The sequence below is a fragment of the uncultured Granulicatella sp. genome (assembly GCF_963528315.1).
In the GTDB taxonomy this organism is placed as follows: Bacteria; Bacillota; Bacilli; order Lactobacillales; family Aerococcaceae; genus Granulicatella.
This window is the reverse complement of sequence record NZ_CAURVV010000029.1, coordinates 1-20,020: the sequence shown is the minus strand read 5'-3', so window position 1 is coordinate 20,020 and position 20,020 is coordinate 1. Positions and strand designations below refer to the sequence as shown.

Below are 20,020 nucleotides of genomic sequence, written 5' to 3'. Positions count from 1 at the left end.
CTTTTGCTTCTTGGAACTCATCAAAAATCTTGTGACCTGCAAGTTTGACTTGAGTGTCTTTTTCAAATTTAGGAACGATGTAGTGGTAGTTGGTGTTGAACCATTTCTTCATTGGAAGGGCGCGAACGTCCCCTTTTTCTCCTTGGTAACCACGACCCAAAGCGAAGTAGCGCTCAAGGTCAGACAAGTCCAAGTTTTGAACTGAAGCAGGTACCACGTTGAAAAGGAAAGCTGCATCTAGGAAGTTGTCATAGTGAGAAAAGTCATTTGATGGGATTTCAGTGATGCCTTTTTCTTTGACAATGTTCCAGTGTTTAGCACGCAAGCCTTTTGCGGCTTCCAAGAGTTCTTCTTCTGAGATTTCTTTTCTAAAGTATTTTTCAGTTGTAAATTTTAATTCGCGGAATTCGCCCAAACGAGGGAAACCGATGATCGTAGTTGACATGATGTGTCCTCCAAAATTTGTTGTTGAAACTATCTTAACAGAAAAGAAATCATCTGTATAATTGTAAAAAATTAGGCTTTGATATAGTTTGAAACTATATCTCTGTTTTAAACAAAAGAAAAAGACCTGAGAAAAATGCCTCAAATCCTTTGTGTATCTTGTTTTATAGCTGTATTTTAGTTAGACTGGTAAAACACGTTATTAGTAATTCTTATAAGTGACTATGACTTGTTATTAGAAAACACTGGATTGACTACAAGCATCCCTAATAATAAGGTTGTAGACAACCCCGCAATAATTTGATGTTTCAAATTTTTACGTGCCATATTTCCATCCCCTTTAAATTTGATACCTTCATTCTAGCACTAGGGTATTTTTATGTAAACGCTTTAAACGTTGATTTTACCAAACTTTCACGGAATTCTTATCTATCTACCGCCTTTTCTCATAATCCATTAGTTTTTAATACGAAAAAGACTTTAGAAACTACTAATTCCATAATTTCTAAAGTCTTTCATTCTAATTATTTCAATACTTTCTTCAAATATTGTCCTGTAAAGCTTCCTTTAACTTGAGCAACTTCTTCAGGCGTTCCAGTAGCGACAACTTGTCCTCCGCCACTTCCACCTTCTGGTCCCATATCAATAATATAATCCGCAGTTTTAATGACATCCAAATTATGTTCGATCACTAAAACAGTATTCCCTGATTCTACTAAACGATTCAATACTTCTAATAATCGAGCAATATCATCTGTATGAAGCCCTGTCGTTGGCTCATCTAATACATAAAAGGTATTCCCTGTAGACACTCGTTGCAGTTCACTCGCTAATTTCATCCGTTGTGCTTCTCCACCCGATAAAGTTGTAGCGGATTGTCCTAAAGTCACATAGCCTAAACCAACATCTTTAATCGTTTGAAGTTTTCGTTTAATTTTTGGAACAGCTTGGAAAAATTCTACCGCATCATCTACCGTCATTTCTAATACTTCAGCAATACTTTTTCCTTTATATTTGACTTCCAATGTTTCTGAATTATAACGACTACCATGGCAAATTTCACAAGGGACGTATACATCTGGTAGGAAATGCATTTCAATTTTTAAAATACCGTCCCCCTTACACGCTTCGCATCGTCCACCTTTGACATTGAAACTAAAACGTCCTTTTTTATAGCCACGTAATTTTGCTTCATTTGTCGTTGCAAATAAGTCACGAATATCATCGAATACACTTGTATAAGTTGCTGGATTACTTCTTGGGGTACGACCAATTGGACTTTGATCGATATCAATAATTTTATCTAATCCTTCATATCCTTTAATCGATTTAAAGGCTCCTGGTTTTTCTTTTGATTTTGAAATTTCTCTTGCTAGAGCTTTTTTCAATACTCCATTGACAAGAGAACTCTTTCCAGAACCTGAAACCCCTGTAACTGCTACTAATCTTCCTAAAGGAATATCAACATTAACAGATTTTAAGTTATTTTCACTGGCTCCTTTTAAGTGAATCCACCCTTTATCTTCTGTTCTACGTTCCGTTGGAACTGCAATTGATTTTTTCCCTGATAAATATTGACCCGTCAATGAGTTTGGATTTTTTTCCACTTCTTCTGGAGTTCCAGCAGCAATAATTTGTCCACCAAATTCTCCTGCTCCTGGTCCGATATCAATTAAGTAATCCGCTGCTCTCATCGTGTCTTCATCATGTTCTACTACAATTAATGTATTTCCTAAATCACGCATATTTTGTAATGATTGAATTAATCGATCATTGTCTCTTTGATGCAATCCAATCGATGGCTCATCTAAAATATATAAAACTCCTGATAAATTCGATCCAATTTGAGTCGCTAAACGAATTCGTTGCGCCTCTCCCCCTGATAAAGTTCCTGCTGCACGGCTAAGGTTTAAATATTGCAACCCAACATTTTTCAAGAATGTTAAACGAGATTGCACTTCTTTTAAAATAGGAGCGGCAATTTGTTCATCTTGTGGAGATAAGGTTAAGCCTTTGAAAAATTCAATTTCTTCATCAACGGATAGTTCCAATACTTCACTAATATGTTTATGATTCACTTTGACTGCCAATGCCTGTTCATTTAAACGATGTCCATGACAAGCTTTACACGATAATTCCGTCATATATTGACGCATTTGTTCTCTAGTATAATCGCTATTCGTCTCATGGTAACGGCGTTTCACATTGACAATGACTCCTTCAAAAGGTACATCCACATCTCGAACGCCACCAAATTCATTTTCATAATGGAAATGGAAAGTGGCGTCTCCAGAACCATATAACACTAGGTTTTTCTGAGACTGTGTTAATTTTTCAAAAGGTAAATCCATTGGAACTTTAAACTGCTCACAAAATTGGCGTAGCATCTCTGGATAATAGTTCGAACTAATCGGATTCCAAGGCGCTAATGCTCCTTCATTTAATGTTTTTTCTTTATCTGGAACGACTAAATCGATATCCACTTCTAATTTCATTCCTAATCCATCACATTCCGGACAAGCTCCAAAAGGTGCATTGAATGAAAATAGACGTGGCTCTAATTCTCCAATCGTAAATCCACAATGAGGACAAGCATAATGTTCACTAAATAAGATTTCTTCTTGCCCAATGACATCGACAATCGCATAGCCTTCTGCTAAACGAAGCGCTGCTTCTAATGAATCGAATAATCTTGAACGGCTCTTGTCTGATACAATAATACGGTCGACAACAATTTCAATGGAATGTTTTTTGTTTTTTTCTAATGAAATTTCATCCGTTGTCTCCATCATTTCGCCATCTACTCGAATACGAATATAGCCATCTTTTTGAATCGATTCAAAAACCTTTTTATGTTCTCCTTTTTTCCCTTTTACAATCGGAGCTAAAATTTGAATTTTTGTTCTTTCTGGTAATTCCATTACACGATTCACCATTTGTTCAATCGACTGACTTTCAATTAGAGTGCCGTCATTTGGACAATACGGTTTTCCTACTCGTGCATATAGTAATCTCAAATAATCATTAATTTCCGTCACTGTTCCGACAGTTGAACGAGGATTACGAGAAGTTGTTTTTTGGTCAATCGCAATTGCTGGACTTAATCCATCAATACTATCAACATCTGGTTTATCCATTTGCCCTAAAAATTGTCGTGCATAAGCTGATAAACTCTCTACATATCTTCTTTGCCCTTCTGCATATAATGTATCAAAAGCTAGTGAACTCTTCCCTGAACCGGATAATCCTGTAATTACCACTAATTGATCTCTTGGAATCGTTACATCAATATTTTTTAAATTATGGGAGCGTGCTCCACGAACGATAATCTGATCTTTCGCCATTCCATCTTCCTCTATTTCTATCTATAATCAAAAACTCTGCCCTTAGGTGTTCACCTTAGTATAGCATAGTTTCTTTTTTATTACGAACAAACGTTCTTTTCCAGTCATACATCTTCATTTTAAGTGAATTCAAAAAAATGAGCAAATTTTGAGCAGAATGTGAGCAGATTATGAGCAGATTCCTACTCAACAAAAAAAGTCTGAACCTTCATAGTCCCTCCCTATCAAAATTCAGACATTTTTTGTAAATTCTTAGATAATTTCCATCTCCACTGGACAGTGGTCACTTCCGGTTACATCCGCACGAATTTTCACTTCTTGAATGCGAGAAGTTAACACTTTTGATACAACAAAATAGTCAATTCTCCATCCAATATTTCTTGCACGAGCGCCACCCATATAGCTCCACCAAGTATAAGCTCCTACTGTATCCGGGTAACGAAAACGGAACGCATCTACTAAGCCGTTCTCTACAATTTGATCAAATTTTTCACGCTCTTCTTTTGTAAATCCTGCATTTTTTGTATTTGTTTTTGGATTTGCCAAATCGATTTCCTTATGTGCTACATTTAAGTCTCCGCAGAAAATAACAGGTTTTGTTTCTTCTAACTTTTTAATAAAGGCTAAGAAATCATCTTCCCACACTTGGCGATAACTTAAACGAGTTAAATCACGTTTCGCATTTGGCGTATAAACTGTCACTAAATAATAATCTGCATACTCTGCTGTAATGACACGTCCTTCTTGATCATGTTCTTCAATTCCTAATCCATATTGAACAGAAATCGGTTCTTCCTTTGTAAAAATGGCTGTTCCAGAATATCCTTTTTTTACTGCTGAATTCCAATACGCATGATAGCCTGCAAATTCCATTCCTAAATCTACTTGTTCAGGCTGTGCTTTTGTTTCTTGTAAACATAAAATATCTGGTTGAGCTTCTAATATATATTCTTGTAAAGCCCCTTTATTTAAAACAGAACGAATTCCATTCACATTCCATGTTGTTAATTTCATACTTCTTCCTCCACATTCATTTTGTTCTATCATAACAATTTTATAAAATGATGACTAGCAAAAAGATACCGACCTCCAACGGTTAGATTTTTAGTCTAACTTTTGGGGTCGGTATTTCAGAAATACTTTTTCTCTAAACATCCACATCATTCGGCAAGCAAATATAAAAGCTAATCACTTCTCCAACGGATTCAGCTAACATTCTCCCACCATGACTTCGAACAATATTATCCGCAATGGCTAAACCTAAACCTGTTCCACCTGTTTCTTTCGAACGAGAGCCTTCTGCACGATAAAAACGGCTAAATAAATGCTCCAACACTTCTTTTGAGATAGGTTCTCCAATATTACGAACAGCAATGGTTACAATGTCTTTTTGTTCCAATACTTCTATCGTAATTTTCGTATTTTCACGACCATATTTAATCGCATTTGATAGTAAGTTATGAATGACACGCACCATTTTTTCAGCATCCATCTCCAAGACCATTTTTCTTTTTGGTGGAATGACTTCAATCGTCATTTGACGTTTTTGTGCTTCTAATTCAAAATCTGCTGCTACTTGTTCTAAGAAATTTGCTACGGGAATATCATTCAATCGCAATGGTGCTCCATTTGGACTTGTCGTTGTATATTCGAATAAATCATCTACTAATGCCTTCATTTGTTGCGCTTTATGATACGCAATTTCTGCATAACGCTTTGTTTCTTCGGGTGTTTTCGGCTTTCCATTAATAACTAATCCTAAATACCCAATAATAGACGTTAAAGGGGTACGAATATCATGAGAAACATTTGTAATTAATTCATCTTTTGATTTTTCAATCATCCGTTCATCTTCCATGGCGCTTACGGTCGAATCTACTAAACGGTTAATACTCGTCACTACTTTTCCCATATCTCCTGCTAATTGGAATGGAATTCTTCGATCATAATCTCCTTGAGCAATTAAATGTAATTCCTCTAAAACATGAGACAATTGCATTTGATGATAACGACGAATTAAACGCCAGTAAGTAAATCCAATCGCAAAAATAGTAGAACTAATGGAGAAAATATTTTTATATAATTGAATTTCACTTGGTTCAACATTCCAAGCTTGACGAATCGAACGACTACCGTCAACAAAGTATCCAGGCGCATCTAAAATTTGATTCAACAATACTAAAGCTCCTAAATATAAGACAAAGACGATACAGAGTGTAATCACGCCTTCTAAAAATAATTCACTAATTTCCCGGGCTGTTAATTTTAAAAGGGCAGCAGGCTTTTCCTCTCTATCCGCCTTTTTTTGAAAAAATTTGCTATTTACTTTCAATTTTATAGCCAACTCCCCATACGGTTTCAATAACCTTATCTCCACCTGTTGCTTCAGCAATCTTGTCACGTAAATGACTTACGTGAACCATTACAGTTTTAGTAGAGACAATACTTTCTTGTTGCCATACCGTTTCAAAAATTTCATCTGCACTAAATACTTTATTAGGGTGACTTGCAAGTAAGAATAAAATTCCAAACTCTAACACCGTTAATTGAATTTCTAAACCATCTAATGTTGTTACTTGATGAGAACCTTTATTAATTAATAATGGACCAATCGTAATTTCTTCAGCACTTTCACTTTCTTTTGTTAAAGCTGAAGTTCGACGTAATAATGATTTTACACGTGCAATGACTTCTAATGGGTTAAAAGGTTTCGTTACATAATCATCTGCCCCATTTGTTAATCCTTGAATTTTATCAATATCGGTTGATTTGGCACTAAGTAATAAAATTGGTAAAGCATCATTTGTTTTACGAATTTCATGTACAACAGAAATTCCATCTAATCGTGGCATCATAATATCTAAAATCACCATATCAATATCTGGATAAGCCTGAAGTTTTTCCAATGCTTGTTTTCCGTCATAGGCCTTTACAATTTCGAATTTTTCGTTTCTTAAATAAATGGATAATAATTCAACAATCTCGCGATCGTCATCTACGACTAAAATTTTCATAAAAATCCCTCTTTTCGTATTCTTTTCAACTTTATCCTACTCAATCTCTAACAAAAACTCCACCATTTCATTAAAATCTTGAAAATTCTTTAATAATTTGACAAAAAAATCGCTTCTATATGCATGAATACACGTTTTTTTGCTATAATGTAAGTGTATTCCTAATTTATTGGAAAGGATTTTTTATGACACAAACACCTATTACAAATCAAAAAGTACAATTACTAGAAACGATTGTCTCTTCATCAGAACAAATACAAGATTATTTTGTTCCATTTGCAGTGGATGAATCCATTTTACATCATCTCGTGCAATTCCCATCGGAAACTTTTCTACATTTTTGGGAAATGGAAGATACAGTGATTTTAGGAATGACAGATACGAAAACACCCTATTTAAAAGAGGGAGTTGCCTTATTAAAACAACGCTCTTACACACCAGTGGTACGACACGCTGGGGGCTTAGCCGTTGTGAGTAATTCAGGCGTTTTGAATATTAGTTTATTATTTTCTAGACAAAATGCAACGATTCAACAAGTGTATGAATGGATGCAAGAACTCATCACACGTGCCTTTCCAGAAGCTATTGGAGAAAAAGAAATTCAAGCCTTTGAAGTGAGCGATTCCTATTGCCCAGGAGACTATGATTTAAATATTCAAGGGAAGAAATTTGCTGGAATTGCGCAAAGACGTTTTAAAAATTCGATTTGCGTCTCTATTTATCTTAGCATTAATGGAAATCAAGAAGAACGTGGAACCTTAATCCATGATTTTTATGAAGAAAGCATTAAGGGAGAAGAAACTCGTTGGCATTATCCAACTATCAATGCAGATAGTATGGCAAATTTATCCCAATTATTAGACTTAACTCTAACGGTTCAAGAAGTTAAAGAACGCATTTTAACAGCTCTATTAGATGGACAATGTGAATTATTAGAGTCAGAAATTAATTTTGCAACCGAAGCAAGTTATCAAAAAGCCATGGATCGTTTAAACCTTCGAAAAGTTTAACAGTGAATCCAGACAATATAAGGAGGAAAAGATTGATGTATATTGAAGAACTATCCCGTGAAAAAGTATTACGTGACCCTGTTCATGATTACATTCACATTCAACACCGTGTTATTTTAGACTTAATTAATAGCCGAGAAATGCAACGATTACGCCGAATTAAACAAACTGGCGCTTCTATGTTCACCTTCCATACGGCTGAACATTCTCGCTTTTCTCATTCATTAGGCGTCTATGAAATTGCTAGAAGAATTTGCGATAAATTTGTTCGTAACTACCCTTCTACAACTCCAGAAGATGGATTATGGGATGACTCTAACCGACTTGTTGTCCTATGTGCCGCTCTTTTACATGATATCGGACACGGCCCTTATTCTCATGCTTTTGAGAAAATTTTCGATACAAATCATGAACAAATTACGATTGATATTATTTTGTCACCAGACACTGAAGTGAACAAAATTTTAAAAACGGTCTCTCCTACTTTCCCAGAGGAAGTAGCCAGTGTCATTCAAAAGAAACATCCAAATCCACAAGTCGTTCAATTAATTTCTAGTCAAATTGATGCTGACCGTATGGATTACTTACTACGAGATGCTTATTTCACAGGGGTAAATTATGGAACCTTTGATTTAACTCGTATTTTACGTGTGATTCGTCCTTATAAAGGTGGGATTGCCTTTAACTTCTCAGGAATGCATGCCGTAGAAGATTATGTCGTTAGCCGTTACCAAATGTATATGCAAGTTTATTTCCATCCAGTATCAAGAGGTATGGAAGTGGTGTTAAATCACTTATTAAAACGTGCTACTGAATGTTATCATTCAACGACTAATCCATTAAAATATACCGCCTCTTTCTTAAAACCATTTTTTGAAAAAAATTGGACATTAGAAGATTACCTTCGTCTAGACGACAGTGTATTAAACACTTATTTTGCTCATTGGCAAATTGAAGACGATGCGATTTTAAGTGATTTAGCCGATCGTTTTATTAATCGTAGACCATTTAAATCCGTGCCATTTAACCCTGTCAATGACGTGGCAACAATTGAACGTATGAAAGAACTAGTACAAAATGTTGGTTATAATACCGAGTATTATACTGCGATTAATAATAGTTATGATTTACCATATGATTTCTATCGTCCAGATTCAGTGAAACCAAGAACGCAAATTGAATTAATGGAACGAAATGGAAATATGGTCGAATTATCTATTGTTAGTTCGATAGTATCTGCTATTTCAGGAAGAGTTCGTGGAGATGAACGCTTATACTTCCCTAGAGAAATGTTTGCAGAAGGAACATCAGAATTATTTAGCGAAGATTATCAAGAATTCCAAGCATTAGCTTCAAAACTTGATGTCTACTCAAATCAAATGAAATAATGGAAAAAGACTTTTCTAAACTAGCGAACTCACCATAGAATTCAGCTACGAAGGAAAGTCTTTTGTACTTTTTCATTCAGTTGTGAAATATGTTATAATAACAACGATACAAAATAAAGGAGACTAACTATGATTAAATTAATTGCCATTGATATCGATGGAACTTTGATTAACTCAAAACACGAAATTACTCCTCGTGTTCATGCAGCATTAACAAAAGCAAAAGAACAAGGTGTCTATGTTGTTCTTTGTACAGGACGTCCACTTCCAGGCGTTCAAGGGTATTTAAAAGAATTAAACTTAATTAATGATCGTGATTTTGTCGTTACTTATAATGGTTCACTTGTTCAAAAAACAGGAACTGGAGAAAGCTTAGTACGTTTTGGAATGACGATGGATGATTTTAAACAAATGGATGATTACCATCAACAATACGGCGTTCACTATCACGTAATCGATGAAAAAAACATTTATGTAACAACTCCAGATATTGGGAAATACTCTTATATGGAACGTGACCTTGTTGGTATGCCAATTGTACAACAAACACTGGATCAATTTGATCCAAATGCTACTTTTTCAAAAATGATGTTCGTAGATGAACCAGAAATTTTAGAAAATCTTATTCCAAATTTAAGTGACTCATTCAAAGAAAACCATAATATCGTTCGTAGTATGCCTGTTTACTTAGAAGTCCTACACCCACAAGCAAGTAAAGGACATGCAGTCGCTAAACTAGCAGAACTATTAGGATTAGATGCCAGCGAAGTCATGTGTATCGGAGATCAAGAAAACGATAGAGATATGATTGAGTATGCAGGAATGGGCGTTGCAATGGGAAATGCGATTGACGAAATTAAAAAACTGGCAAACTTCATTACAACAACAAATGATGAAGATGGAGTTGCAGTAGCTGTAGAAACTCATGTATTAAATACAGAGAACTAATTCAAAGAAGAACAATCAAACGAAAACCCAAAGGAGAATTTTCACTCCTTTGGGTTTTATTTACTCTGTAACATAAAGAAACTCTTCACAAAACACGATTATTAACGATAACTTTTAAAAGAAAAATCGATTTTTAACGAATGTTCGCCTTATTTTTTGTTGTAATTTTCGTAAATTTCTGTATAATAGTTTTACTGGAGCATTCTTCAGCCAGAGCTGTCTTATAAGCTTTGATCCAAATTAAAGGAGGCTAACCGATGAAATTAAAGAGAAGCGAACGTTTAATCGATATGACACAACGATTACTCGATAATCCTCACACATTGATTTCATTAACAACTTTTACAGATTTATACCAATCTGCAAAGTCTTCCATCAGTGAAGATATTGCCATTATTAAACGCACCTTTGAAATTCAAGGAATTGGTATTGTTAATACACTTCCTGGAGCTGCAGGAGGCGTGATTTTCACTCCAAAAATTAAAAAAGAACAAGCATTAGAAGCAGCACAAAAAATTTGTGACCAGATGAATGATTCAACTCGTCTACTTCCTGGTGGATATATTTACTTATCTGATTTACTAGGAAAACCGGACGTTCTTCATCACTTAGGAAAAATGATTGCTTCTGCCTACGAAGACCAAAAAGTCGATGTCATTATGACTGTAGCAACTAAGGGAGTCCCGATTGCTCAAACAGTTGCCAATTATTTAAATGTTCCATTTGTTATCGTTCGTCGTGATTCGAAAATTACAGAAGGAGCCACTGTAAGTATTAATTACGTATCTGGTTCATCTTCTCGGGTTGAAAAAATGGAATTATCTAAACGTACTCTCCCAAGTGGATCAAATGTACTGATTGTCGATGACTTTCTAAAAGCCGGTGGTACCATTAATGGGATGCGAAGCCTTATTAAAGAATTCGATTCTCATGCAGTGGGTGCAGTTGTTTTCTGTGAATCAGGAGTCTCTGGACATCAATTACAAGATTATTCTTCTATTATTCGGATTACAGAAATCAACACTGAAAATCAACACATCAAAGCCGAATTAGGTAACTTCTTAGATACACATACATTTTTATAAGAAACACATTAATGAAACATTAAGAATTAACCATTAACTCAAAATAACAGAAAAAAACTTTCCTTGAATAGCAAGGTCACCAGCAGCCAGCAAATGCTGTCTCATGCACTTTTGGTATTAAGAAAAGTTTTTTCTGTTATTTTTTCTTTACGTATATAAATGGATTAAACCCATTCACCGTTCTCATTCAATTGATATCCATCAATGACAGTATTTTTTACCATTTATTAGGAGTTACTACTTCTTCCATTGTTTCTTCATTTTCATTAGTAGCTTGAACTAGTTTTAATATTATTAATTCACAAAATTTAAAGAAACGTTTTTATCTAGCATAAAATAAAAAGAAAAACTCCCTTTGAATAGCAGCAGTAAAATAAGCCATTTTGGCTTATTTTACAAGGTGAAATTCGAGACCAAGGCTCGAATTTTAGCCATGAGACTCGCATTGCGAGGCTGCTGGCGACCTTGCTATTCAAGGAAGTTTTTCTGTTATTTTTGCTTACGTTATTATGTTATTAAATTTACGACTGGAACGCAATCGAAAATAGCATCATCCATACGGGTAAAATCACGATATAGAGTAATGTCGTAATCGTAACAGCTGATGTCGCAAAATCAATGTCCGCATTTTCCTCTGTTGCCAATAATGGCATAATCACCAATGTAGGAATCGTTGATTGAAGGAAAAATGTTTCTTGTAATTTCATTGGTAATTCGATTGAAAAGAACTGCATCACTCCCACTTGGATTGTTAAAAGAATCGCTGGAAACAATACAAAACGTCCAAATATCGATAAACGCATATCACCATCGAATGTCAACGAACGCAGCCCCACTTGTGCCAAATGAATTCCAATATACATTAACGATAATGGAGTTACCAAACTACCTATATAAATCAGAGAATCATTCAAAAATTCAGGAAGTGTCCACCCAAACCATACCCAAATCATACTCCCTAAAAAAGCGATTAATGGTGGTGAAAAAATTCGTCCCCATTGAATTCCTTTTCCAACATGTTGCTGATTATAATAAGCAAACAAATAGGTTCCCACTGTAAAAGTCGATAAAGTATTCACTACATAATATACTAAAAAATAAGGCATAGCCTCTTCACCAAATAAAGATAAATTCAACGGTAGTCCCATAAAAATCGTATTCGCATTGACAATCGTATTTATCACCGTCGCCTTACGATTATTTGGAATACGAAATACTTGAACAATGATCCAAGCAACAAAATATCCAACGACGACACTCAAAAGTGGAATTCCTAAACTTCCTACAAATTCAATCATTTTTTCTCTTGAAATAAATCTTAAAACAGAAATCATAATCGAAGCTGGTAAAGCAATTTTAATAATAAGAGAAGCAATACTTGTTGAAAAATTTTTATCAAACCATCCCTTTATTTGTAATACATATCCTAAACTAATCATGATGACTATCGTTGCCATACTTGAAAAGATTTCACCTAACATTTTAATCCTCCAATTTCTTAGTACAGTCACTATACTCTGCTTTTCCTCTACCTGTCAACATTGTATAAAAGATAAAAAATCTCGAAAAATCTGCTAGACAAACTTTTCGAGATTTCAACTTTATTTCTTGAATTGATTTTTAATCATTGTTCCAAATAAACTAACGACTAAAATTATTAAGAATACACAAGTAATTGTGGCACCTGGTGGTGTATCAAATTCATAAGACATACTTAATCCACTAAAAATACCAAATATGCTAATTAAAATACCCGACACAATTACGCCTGTAAAACTTCTCGTTAAACGAATCGCAATAGAGGCTGGTAACACAATAACCGCTGAAACTAATAAAGCTCCAGCAATTGGCATCATCACTGAAATGACTACCCCTGTAATAATCGTGAAAACTTGTGTCATCAAACGAACAGGTAAACCTGCCGTATAAGCTGTATCTTCATCAAATGATAAAACATATAACGGTCGTCTAAAAATCAAATATAATACGACCACAATGATCGCTAAAGCAATCATCAACCACATTTGTTGTTGTGTAATCGTCACGATAGAACCAAATAAAAATTGATCGACACTAATCGTTGAACGCCCTTTTTGGAAATTCATTAAAATTAAGGCAATTGCCATTCCACCGGACATTAATATCGCAACAGTCACTTCTGAATACCCTTTAAAGTATTTTCCAATTACTTCTAATACAATGGCTGCTAAAACTACCACTACCAAAGTCATAAAAGTAGGATTGTAGCCTAATAATAAACCTAGAGAAACCCCCACTAAGGAAACATGCGATAATGTGTCTGCCAATAATGACTGTCTTCTTAAAATTAAAAATAAGCCCAAAATCGGCGTAATCATCGCCATTGCTAATCCTGTGATGAATGCTCTTTGCATGAAACCATAGAAAAACATCTCCATGGAGAATCCTCCTTTCTCATCAAATGAATATGTTTATCCACATAATGTTCCAAATCTTCTTCTTCATGCGTCACCATTAAAATCGCTTTTCCATGATGAGCACAACTATGATGTAAGAGATGGTAGAAACGCTCTCTACTTGTTTTATCCATTCCTGCTGTTGGTTCATCTAGCACAAATAAATCTGGATCTGTTGCAAAAATACGCGCCAAACAGATTCTCTGTTTTTGACCACCTGATAATTCTCCAATTCGTTTATGGCGTTCATCCCACATTCCAACAGATTTTAAGGCTCTTTCAATATGTTCATGGTCTTCTTTATCTAATCGTTGAAACCAACGACCTTTTTGGTAACGACCTGAAGCAACTAATTCATAAACAGTTGAAGGAAATCCCACATTAAAAGAAGAAATTTGTTGTGGGGCATACCCAATGGATAAAGTTTCTCCTTGTGTATTAACGGTTGCGATTGTTGCTTTTCCTTGTTTTGGAGTTAATAATCCTAAAATATTTTTTAATAAAGTGGATTTTGCTGCACCATTTTCGCCTGTTAAAATGACAAATTCTCCCGGTTCAACGGTAAAACTAATGTTTTCTAAGACGGGTTCATTATCATACGAAAATGATAAATTCTCAACTGAAATATAACTCATGCTAACTCCTTCCTTTTCTAAATCGTAGTAATTCTTTTTTATGTACGTTTGTTAGGATAGCATATTTTAGTACGAATAAGCAAGAATTTACGACAATGTTCACGAAATTTATAGATAAAAAAAGCAGGCAATGACGATTGCCCACTTTTAATCGATTATTTTAAAGTTGCTAAATGTTCTTTTAAACGTTGAATCACTTTTTGTTCATAATCTGTACGAACTTTTTGAGAAATTTCTGCTTTTGAAAATGGTAAAGTACCTTCTTTTTCTAAATAAGAATCTTCTATTTGAATAAAGTGACCTGATGCTCCTAAACCTACCCCAAAGTATGCATCTTTATACTCTTTTCCGAAATTCACACCCGCAACACTTTGTGCATGGTCATATTCGCTTCCATTGAATAAGAATAATAAGATAGCTTCTCTTAATTCAGCACGAATAGTAAAGTAATCTTGATTTTGGAAATCTGTACTTATCGCATTTTCATAATATTGGCTACCATTTGATTTTGAATCATCTGTAGAAGTTAGTATTCCATATTGTTCTACTACTTTATTAATGGCATGTGCATCATGACCTCTTCCATCTGCAATAAATCTTCCATCATTAATATATTCTTTAGCAATTTGCTCTGCAATCGTAACCATTGTTTCTGTTACTTTTACTGAAGATTGATTCATTTGTTTTCTAACTGAATTGATTAACGAAGCAGCGTATAAGTTTAGTGCTTGCTTCATATCTTCTGGCATTGTACGAAGATTATATTTTGCTAATAATGTATTAGAAATAGCTCCAATTTCTTTTTGATTTTGTTTTAATAATGATTTACTAATAGTATTTAAAGCTGATACATTTTCTTGGTTTTTCCCTTGAGCAGTTGAACCATATTGATTTAAACGTTTCGCATATTCTTCATTAATTGAAATTGAATCCTCTGATTCTAACCATTGAATCGCTTTTTCTAATGCTTTCTTTTCTTCTTGTTGACGTTGAGATTGAACAGCACCATCTAATTCTCTTCTCAAATGATCCACTTTAGATTCACGCATTTTACCATCTGATTCTAAATAGTATCCATCTACTTCTTGGTCATAAGCATACGTTCCATCTGATTTTAGATAATACCATGCTTCATAAGACTTATCATAAATCCATTCTAACGCAGCCATTTTCCCATTTGATTTTAAATAGTAGGAACCTACCCACTCATCATGAGCATAAGAACCATCGCCTTTTAAATAGTACCAAGCATTTTCAAGAGAATTTTGTATCCATTCTGAAACAGCCATTTTTCCATCAGCTTTTAAATAATAGTCTTTTTGCCATTCAGAACGAGCATAAGAACCATTCCCTTTTAAATAGTACCAAGCTTTGTAATTTTTATCATAAACCCATTCTGCAATAGCCATTTTTCCATTTGGGTTTAAATAATAATCTCCTTGCCATGTAGAATAAGCGTAAGATCCATCACTTTGTAAATAATACCAACCTTGATAATCAGCATCATAAATCCATTCTTTTTCAGCCATTTTTCCATCAGCTTTTAAATAATAGTTCCCTTGCCATTGTTTAGTCACTGGTTTTTGATTTTGATAAAAATACCATGAACCATTTTCTTTAACCCAACCTTGTTTTGAAGTTTCTTCTGCGTGAACTGCAGCCAGACTTGTTAAAGTAACGGTTGCTAGTAGTGAAATTATTTTTTTATTCATAAAGTACCTCCTTTATTCTTTACTGTTATTGTACCGAATCTTGCATAAAAAGCAACTAATAGCCTATAAAGAGAAACTCCACCATCAGGCACAACTCTGATAGTGGAGAAAAAGGGAAAACACACCAAAATGATGGCAACAAATGGGTGTTTTACTTCAATTGAAAGCACATGTTTCCTGTTGACAGAAACCATCTGTTAAAACTATATAAAAAGCCCCTTTCGTTATAAAAAACAAAAGGGGAGTCATTGCATCATCATAGATTAGAATCAATACTAGTTTAAAAACTGTAATTTATCCTTCTTCTATACTTGATCGTCATTTTCCTTCGCTGGCATTATCCAGAACAGGTTCAATGGGTATGATCTCAGCCTTTCGGCACCCCAAATGCTTCTCTATTGAATTGAGTTTAGTATAACATGTTTCCTCTAAGAAAAAAAGTTATCTAGGTTGCTTTTTATTAGCGAATATGATGGTCATATGCAAAAATCACTAATTGTGTACGATCACGTAAAGCTAATTTTGATAAAATCGTACTAATATTATTTTTCACCGTTCCTTCAGATAAAAATAATGCTTCTGAAATTTCTTTATTATTCAATCCTTGAGACACCAATCGAATGAGTTCAATTTCTCTTTCGGTTAATCCTAATGAAGAAATATCCGTTTGCTGATTGGTAGTTGTTTGAGCTTTTGGTTGCATCACTAATTTTTCAGAAACGGTTGCATCCATCACTACTTTTCCAGATAAAGCTACTTTAATCCCATCATAAATCGCTTCATAACTACTATCCTTTAATAAATAACCTGAAGCTCCATATTGCATCGCTTCTACAATATATTCTGTATCTTGAAAGGTTGTCACCATTACAATCTTCACTTCTGGATAAGCTTCTTTGATAAGTTTAGTTCCTTCAATTCCCGTACTGACTGGCATACGAATATCCATTAATACAACATCGGGAACTTCCATTTGACAACATTCAAATGCTTCACGACCATTTCCAGCTTGATGAATCACTTCAATATCTGGATAAGTTTCTAGCATAATTTTTAAACCTGAACGAATTAATTGTTCATCATCTACTAACATCACTTTAATTTTTTCAGACATTGGTTTCTCCTTTCAATTTCATTTGCACTGTAAATCCTTGTTCAGTATTTTTGATTTCTAATTGTGCCTGTTGTTCATGCAGTCGCTCTTCTAAAGCTTTTAATCCACCTTCTAGTGAAATAGCTGAAGAACCTACTCCATTATCCATAATGGTTACAATGAGTTCATTTGCAGAATACATCATTAATAGCGTAATTTTAGTCGCTTTTCCATGACGAATCGCATTTGTTGTTGCCTCTTGCACTCCTCTAAAAATCGTCAACTCTTGCTCTTTAGTAAGTTGAAATGTTGGTTTATTTTGTCGGAATACAAATTCCACTCCACTATGTTGTTTTGTTTCATAAATAAATTCTTCTAAGGCGACAGTTAGTTGTTGTTTCGTTAGTTGTTCTGGTTTTAAATCATGAACGACAGTACGTACTTCTTGCAACCCTTTAACTGCAAATTCTCTTAATTGTGAGCTCATTTGAGAAATTTGAGGATTATTTTCTTCACTTAATTTACTAATCGCTCCTAATTGAATAATAATCGTTGAAAGACTATGTCCAACTGAATCATGAATTTCTCTTGAAATACGATTTCTCTCTTGTAAAGTATATAATTCCTTCATCGTTCCCATTGTATATTGCGCTTGTTGCAATTCCTTTTTCTGCTCAAACAATTGATTTTCTTGTTCTTTTAATAAATTTTCTTGATCATTTAACTTTAAAACAAGATGTGCACCATAATAAAATAATACATTGCCAAAAATCATTACTGGAATCGACCACCATTGTTGCTGCTTTATCCCCAACACAATAACCACTAGGGTAATCATCCCTTGAAGAATAATAGCATGCAGAGAGGAAAATCTAAAACTAATCTCGAAACATAATAAAAGCATCAAGCTAATGAAAATATTTCCTGTAAAATAACAAAATGCTAAAACTGCCATCCCTTGTGCTAAAATTGCCCAAGGATATTGAATCGAATAGTAATCTAATTGAGCTACAATAACAATAAGAAGAAATAATAGCAAATGATAAGCATTGACTGAATGATATAATGCCCATTCTACAAGAGCAGTTATTAACAACCCATAACGAATTAAAAATTTCAGTTGATTTTCTTGAATTATTTTCATGATAAGAATCCTCTAGCTACTAAAAAAATCATCGCAACACTATTGCTCACAAAATGCATTAACATAGATGCAGCAACATTATCTTCATAATAACGATACATTCCGACTAAAGGAATCGTTAAAGGAAGATACATCAATGCCGCACTCCAGTCAATTCCACCACTATTAGATAGCGAATGCAGTAAAACAAAGAAGAAAATTGAAATTGCCGTTAAAACCCAAGAATTTATTTTATATTTAAAAGCTCCAATAATCGCTTCCCTAAATACTAATTCCTCCACAATCGGTGCAACCACACATGTTAAAATGACCATTAATACAATTGATGTTGAATTTAATAACGATTCAATATTCGCTTGATTATCTGTTTGCTGTAATGGCACAACAAGAGCTAAAAGTAAAGTAAGGACTACTCGAACAACATATCCAATCGCAATATCGCGAACAAATCTTCGTTTTACTAAATTTTCAAATCCTCTTTGAATCACTTCTCGATAAGACCAAACTGCATACATAGCTGTTATTAATTGAACTAAAATATACACTTTTCTGTCTACATGTAATGTACCATCTTCTGCTTGAGTAAGAAAAAAACGAGGAACAATCATCAAATTAGAAAAATACACAAACCATAATAATACTGCCTTTTTCTTCATTTTTTACCTCCATTAATGGAAATCTTTATGTTCTAAGCTATAAATTTTTTGAATTTTTCCATCATGCCATACAACACCATGTAAAGCTCCACCGAATACAGCACCGCCATCCATGCCAATTTTACCGTCATGTTGCCATAGTTTCATATAATCTCCATCTTCATTCAATCCTTTTAATGGAGTATGACCAAAAATAATCGTTTTTCCTGTTGTATTTTTTCCAGTATGGAAAGGTTCACGAATCCAATAAAAGTCTTTTGGAACAGTATCTAACCAATGATCTAATCTTAAATCAACTCCAGCATGAACAAATAACACATCTCCTTCATCAATATATAAAGGACGTTCTCTTAAAAATGCGATTAGTTCAGGATATTGTTCTTTAACTAATTCGCAATCTTTTAAAGAATCAATTTCTGTATCTACTGGACGATTTAATAAATGGTTAATTGTTGTATTTCCATTATTTCTCATATAATGATCAAAACGTTCTTCTGGATTATCAATCCATGCTAAAAACATTACTTCATGATTTCCCATGACATACCAAGCATTTTTTTCTTTTACATATTTCATAGCTGTTAAAACACTTTTTTTATTATTTGGTCCTCTATCAATTAAATCTCCTAGAAAAACTAATTGCTGAGTACTTTCATCCCAATTTTTTAACATTTCATCGAGCATTTGGTCTTCTCCATGAACATCCCCAATAATAAAATATGTTTTTTTCATAAATTTCTACAACTCCTCTTTAAACATACGATGATTATACCATACTACAAAGTTTCAAAAAAGCTTGTAGTATCATGTTAGAAATATCTAAAAACAAAAAAGACTGGTATTCACCAGTCTCACTTAATTTTATATTTTTATGTAAGCTACTTGCCGGGATTGAACCGGCGACCTCCACCTTACCAAGGTGACGCTCTACCGACTGAGCTAAAGCAGCAAGCTACTGAATTTTGGGTAAAAAAAAAGAACTCCGCAAGTAGGACTCGAACCTACGACATCATGATTAACAGTCATGCGCTACTACCAACTGAGCTATTGCGGAATATTGAAAAGCGTGGCAACGTCCTACCCTCACAGGGGGAAACCCCCAACTACTATCG

The 20,020-nt window shown here is 34.2% G+C and carries 16 protein-coding genes, 2 tRNA genes, 1 pseudogene and 1 riboswitch; of the genes and pseudogenes, 4 read left to right on the top strand and 15 right to left on the bottom strand.

Annotated elements, in window-relative coordinates; translation table 11 throughout:
• The 5 genes and pseudogenes from RYK07_RS06585 to RYK07_RS06565 form a co-directional block, all read right to left on the bottom strand.
• Positions 1-445: pseudogene (locus RYK07_RS06585) on the bottom strand (5-methyltetrahydropteroyltriglutamate--homocysteine S-methyltransferase); the annotation flags it as partial.
• A gap of 523 nt (positions 446-968) precedes the next feature.
• Entirely contained in the window at positions 969-3,788 is a 2,820-nt protein-coding gene (gene uvrA, locus RYK07_RS06580) for an excinuclease ABC subunit UvrA (protein WP_314853037.1), read from the bottom strand.
• A 252-nt stretch (positions 3,789-4,040) separates the two neighbouring features.
• Positions 4,041-4,802 (bottom strand): exodeoxyribonuclease III, encoded by a 762-nt coding sequence (locus tag RYK07_RS06575; protein ID WP_314853041.1) that lies wholly within the window; start codon positions 4,800-4,802, stop codon positions 4,041-4,043.
• A gap of 133 nt (positions 4,803-4,935) precedes the next feature.
• Complete coding sequence (locus RYK07_RS06570; RefSeq protein WP_399546501.1) at positions 4,936-6,189, bottom strand: sensor histidine kinase; 1,254 nt, start codon at positions 6,187-6,189, stop codon at positions 4,936-4,938.
• Positions 6,107-6,802 carry a response regulator transcription factor gene (locus RYK07_RS06565; protein ID WP_314853035.1) on the bottom strand — a complete coding sequence of 232 codons (696 nt, stop codon included), beginning with the start codon at positions 6,800-6,802 and terminating at the stop codon, positions 6,107-6,109. The genes RYK07_RS06570 and RYK07_RS06565 overlap by 83 nt, the downstream gene beginning before the upstream one ends.
• Before the next feature lie 185 nt (positions 6,803-6,987).
• Here RYK07_RS06565 and RYK07_RS06560 point away from each other — a divergent pair, with 185 nt between their 5' ends.
• The 4 genes from RYK07_RS06560 to purR all read left to right on the top strand — a co-directional run bounded on the left by RYK07_RS06560 (position 6,988) and on the right by purR (position 11,233).
• A complete protein-coding gene (locus RYK07_RS06560) occupies positions 6,988-7,812 on the top strand; it encodes a lipoate--protein ligase family protein (RefSeq protein WP_314853034.1) in 825 nt (274 codons plus the stop codon).
• A 35-nt stretch (positions 7,813-7,847) separates the two neighbouring features.
• A complete protein-coding gene (locus RYK07_RS06555; protein ID WP_314355111.1) occupies positions 7,848-9,200 on the top strand; it encodes an HD domain-containing protein in 1,353 nt (450 codons plus the stop codon).
• 129 nt (positions 9,201-9,329) lie between these two features.
• Positions 9,330-10,148: a sugar-phosphatase gene (gene yidA, locus RYK07_RS06550; protein WP_314853033.1), complete on the top strand. Its 819-nt coding sequence runs from the start codon at positions 9,330-9,332 to the stop codon at positions 10,146-10,148.
• A gap of 257 nt (positions 10,149-10,405) precedes the next feature.
• On the top strand, positions 10,406-11,233 hold the full coding sequence (gene purR, locus RYK07_RS06545) for a pur operon repressor (RefSeq protein ID WP_314853032.1): 828 nt from the start codon (positions 10,406-10,408) through the stop codon (positions 11,231-11,233).
• A 521-nt stretch (positions 11,234-11,754) separates the two neighbouring features.
• Here purR and RYK07_RS06540 read toward each other — a convergent pair.
• The 10 genes from RYK07_RS06540 to RYK07_RS06490 form a co-directional block, all read right to left on the bottom strand.
• Positions 11,755-12,714 (bottom strand): AEC family transporter, encoded by a 960-nt coding sequence (locus tag RYK07_RS06540; protein WP_314853031.1) that lies wholly within the window; start codon positions 12,712-12,714, stop codon positions 11,755-11,757.
• A gap of 120 nt (positions 12,715-12,834) precedes the next feature.
• Positions 12,835-13,650, bottom strand: coding sequence for a metal ABC transporter permease (locus tag RYK07_RS06535; RefSeq protein WP_314853030.1), 816 nt, complete (start codon positions 13,648-13,650; stop codon positions 12,835-12,837).
• A complete protein-coding gene (locus tag RYK07_RS06530; RefSeq protein WP_314853028.1) occupies positions 13,599-14,303 on the bottom strand; it encodes a metal ABC transporter ATP-binding protein in 705 nt (234 codons plus the stop codon). The genes RYK07_RS06535 and RYK07_RS06530 overlap by 52 nt, the downstream gene beginning before the upstream one ends.
• A gap of 155 nt (positions 14,304-14,458) precedes the next feature.
• Entirely contained in the window at positions 14,459-16,015 is a 1,557-nt protein-coding gene (locus RYK07_RS08960; protein WP_399546498.1) for an SEC10/PgrA surface exclusion domain-containing protein, read from the bottom strand.
• A 306-nt stretch (positions 16,016-16,321) separates the two neighbouring features.
• Positions 16,322-16,411, bottom strand: a riboswitch (TPP riboswitch).
• Positions 16,412-16,475: 64 nt separating this feature from the next.
• Complete coding sequence (locus RYK07_RS06515) at positions 16,476-17,129, bottom strand: response regulator transcription factor (protein WP_314853027.1); 654 nt, start codon at positions 17,127-17,129, stop codon at positions 16,476-16,478.
• Positions 17,122-18,252 (bottom strand): sensor histidine kinase, encoded by a 1,131-nt coding sequence (locus RYK07_RS06510; protein ID WP_314853026.1) that lies wholly within the window; start codon positions 18,250-18,252, stop codon positions 17,122-17,124. Before RYK07_RS06510 ends, RYK07_RS06515 begins: the two co-directional genes overlap by 8 nt.
• Positions 18,249-18,908: a type II CAAX endopeptidase family protein gene (locus RYK07_RS06505; RefSeq protein WP_314853025.1), complete on the bottom strand. Its 660-nt coding sequence runs from the start codon at positions 18,906-18,908 to the stop codon at positions 18,249-18,251. The genes RYK07_RS06510 and RYK07_RS06505 overlap by 4 nt, the downstream gene beginning before the upstream one ends.
• Before the next feature lie 12 nt (positions 18,909-18,920).
• Complete coding sequence (locus RYK07_RS06500; protein ID WP_314853023.1) at positions 18,921-19,640, bottom strand: metallophosphoesterase family protein; 720 nt, start codon at positions 19,638-19,640, stop codon at positions 18,921-18,923.
• Positions 19,641-19,784: 144 nt separating this feature from the next.
• Positions 19,785-19,857: transfer RNA gene (locus RYK07_RS06495), tRNA-Thr, on the bottom strand.
• Positions 19,858-19,888: 31 nt separating this feature from the next.
• Positions 19,889-19,962 (bottom strand) — tRNA-Asn (locus RYK07_RS06490).
• Positions 19,963-20,020 lie beyond the last annotated feature (58 nt).

Excerpts from the sequence above, each read along its gene's own strand:
- uvrA (WP_314853037.1), bottom strand. The coding sequence starts at position 3,788 with ATGGCGAAAGATCAGATTATCGTTCGTGGAGCACGCTCCCATAATTTA.
- RYK07_RS06575 (WP_314853041.1), bottom strand. The coding sequence starts at position 4,802 with ATGAAATTAACAACATGGAATGTGAATGGAATTCGTTCTGTTTTAAAT.
- RYK07_RS06565 (WP_314853035.1), bottom strand. The coding sequence starts at position 6,802 with ATGAAAATTTTAGTCGTAGATGACGATCGCGAGATTGTTGAATTATTA.
- RYK07_RS06560 (WP_314853034.1), top strand. The coding sequence starts at position 6,988 with ATGACACAAACACCTATTACAAATCAAAAAGTACAATTACTAGAAACG.
- RYK07_RS06555 (WP_314355111.1), top strand. The coding sequence starts at position 7,848 with ATGTATATTGAAGAACTATCCCGTGAAAAAGTATTACGTGACCCTGTT.
- yidA (WP_314853033.1), top strand. The coding sequence starts at position 9,330 with ATGATTAAATTAATTGCCATTGATATCGATGGAACTTTGATTAACTCA.
- purR (WP_314853032.1), top strand. The coding sequence starts at position 10,406 with ATGAAATTAAAGAGAAGCGAACGTTTAATCGATATGACACAACGATTA.
- RYK07_RS06540 (WP_314853031.1), bottom strand. The coding sequence starts at position 12,714 with ATGTTAGGTGAAATCTTTTCAAGTATGGCAACGATAGTCATCATGATT.
- RYK07_RS06535 (WP_314853030.1), bottom strand. The coding sequence starts at position 13,650 with ATGGAGATGTTTTTCTATGGTTTCATGCAAAGAGCATTCATCACAGGA.
- RYK07_RS06530 (WP_314853028.1), bottom strand. The coding sequence starts at position 14,303 with ATGAGTTATATTTCAGTTGAGAATTTATCATTTTCGTATGATAATGAA.
- RYK07_RS08960 (WP_399546498.1), bottom strand. The coding sequence starts at position 16,015 with ATGAATAAAAAAATAATTTCACTACTAGCAACCGTTACTTTAACAAGT.
- RYK07_RS06515 (WP_314853027.1), bottom strand. The coding sequence starts at position 17,129 with ATGTCTGAAAAAATTAAAGTGATGTTAGTAGATGATGAACAATTAATT.
- RYK07_RS06510 (WP_314853026.1), bottom strand. The coding sequence starts at position 18,252 with ATGAAAATAATTCAAGAAAATCAACTGAAATTTTTAATTCGTTATGGG.
- RYK07_RS06505 (WP_314853025.1), bottom strand. The coding sequence starts at position 18,908 with ATGAAGAAAAAGGCAGTATTATTATGGTTTGTGTATTTTTCTAATTTG.
- RYK07_RS06500 (WP_314853023.1), bottom strand. The coding sequence starts at position 19,640 with ATGAAAAAAACATATTTTATTATTGGGGATGTTCATGGAGAAGACCAA.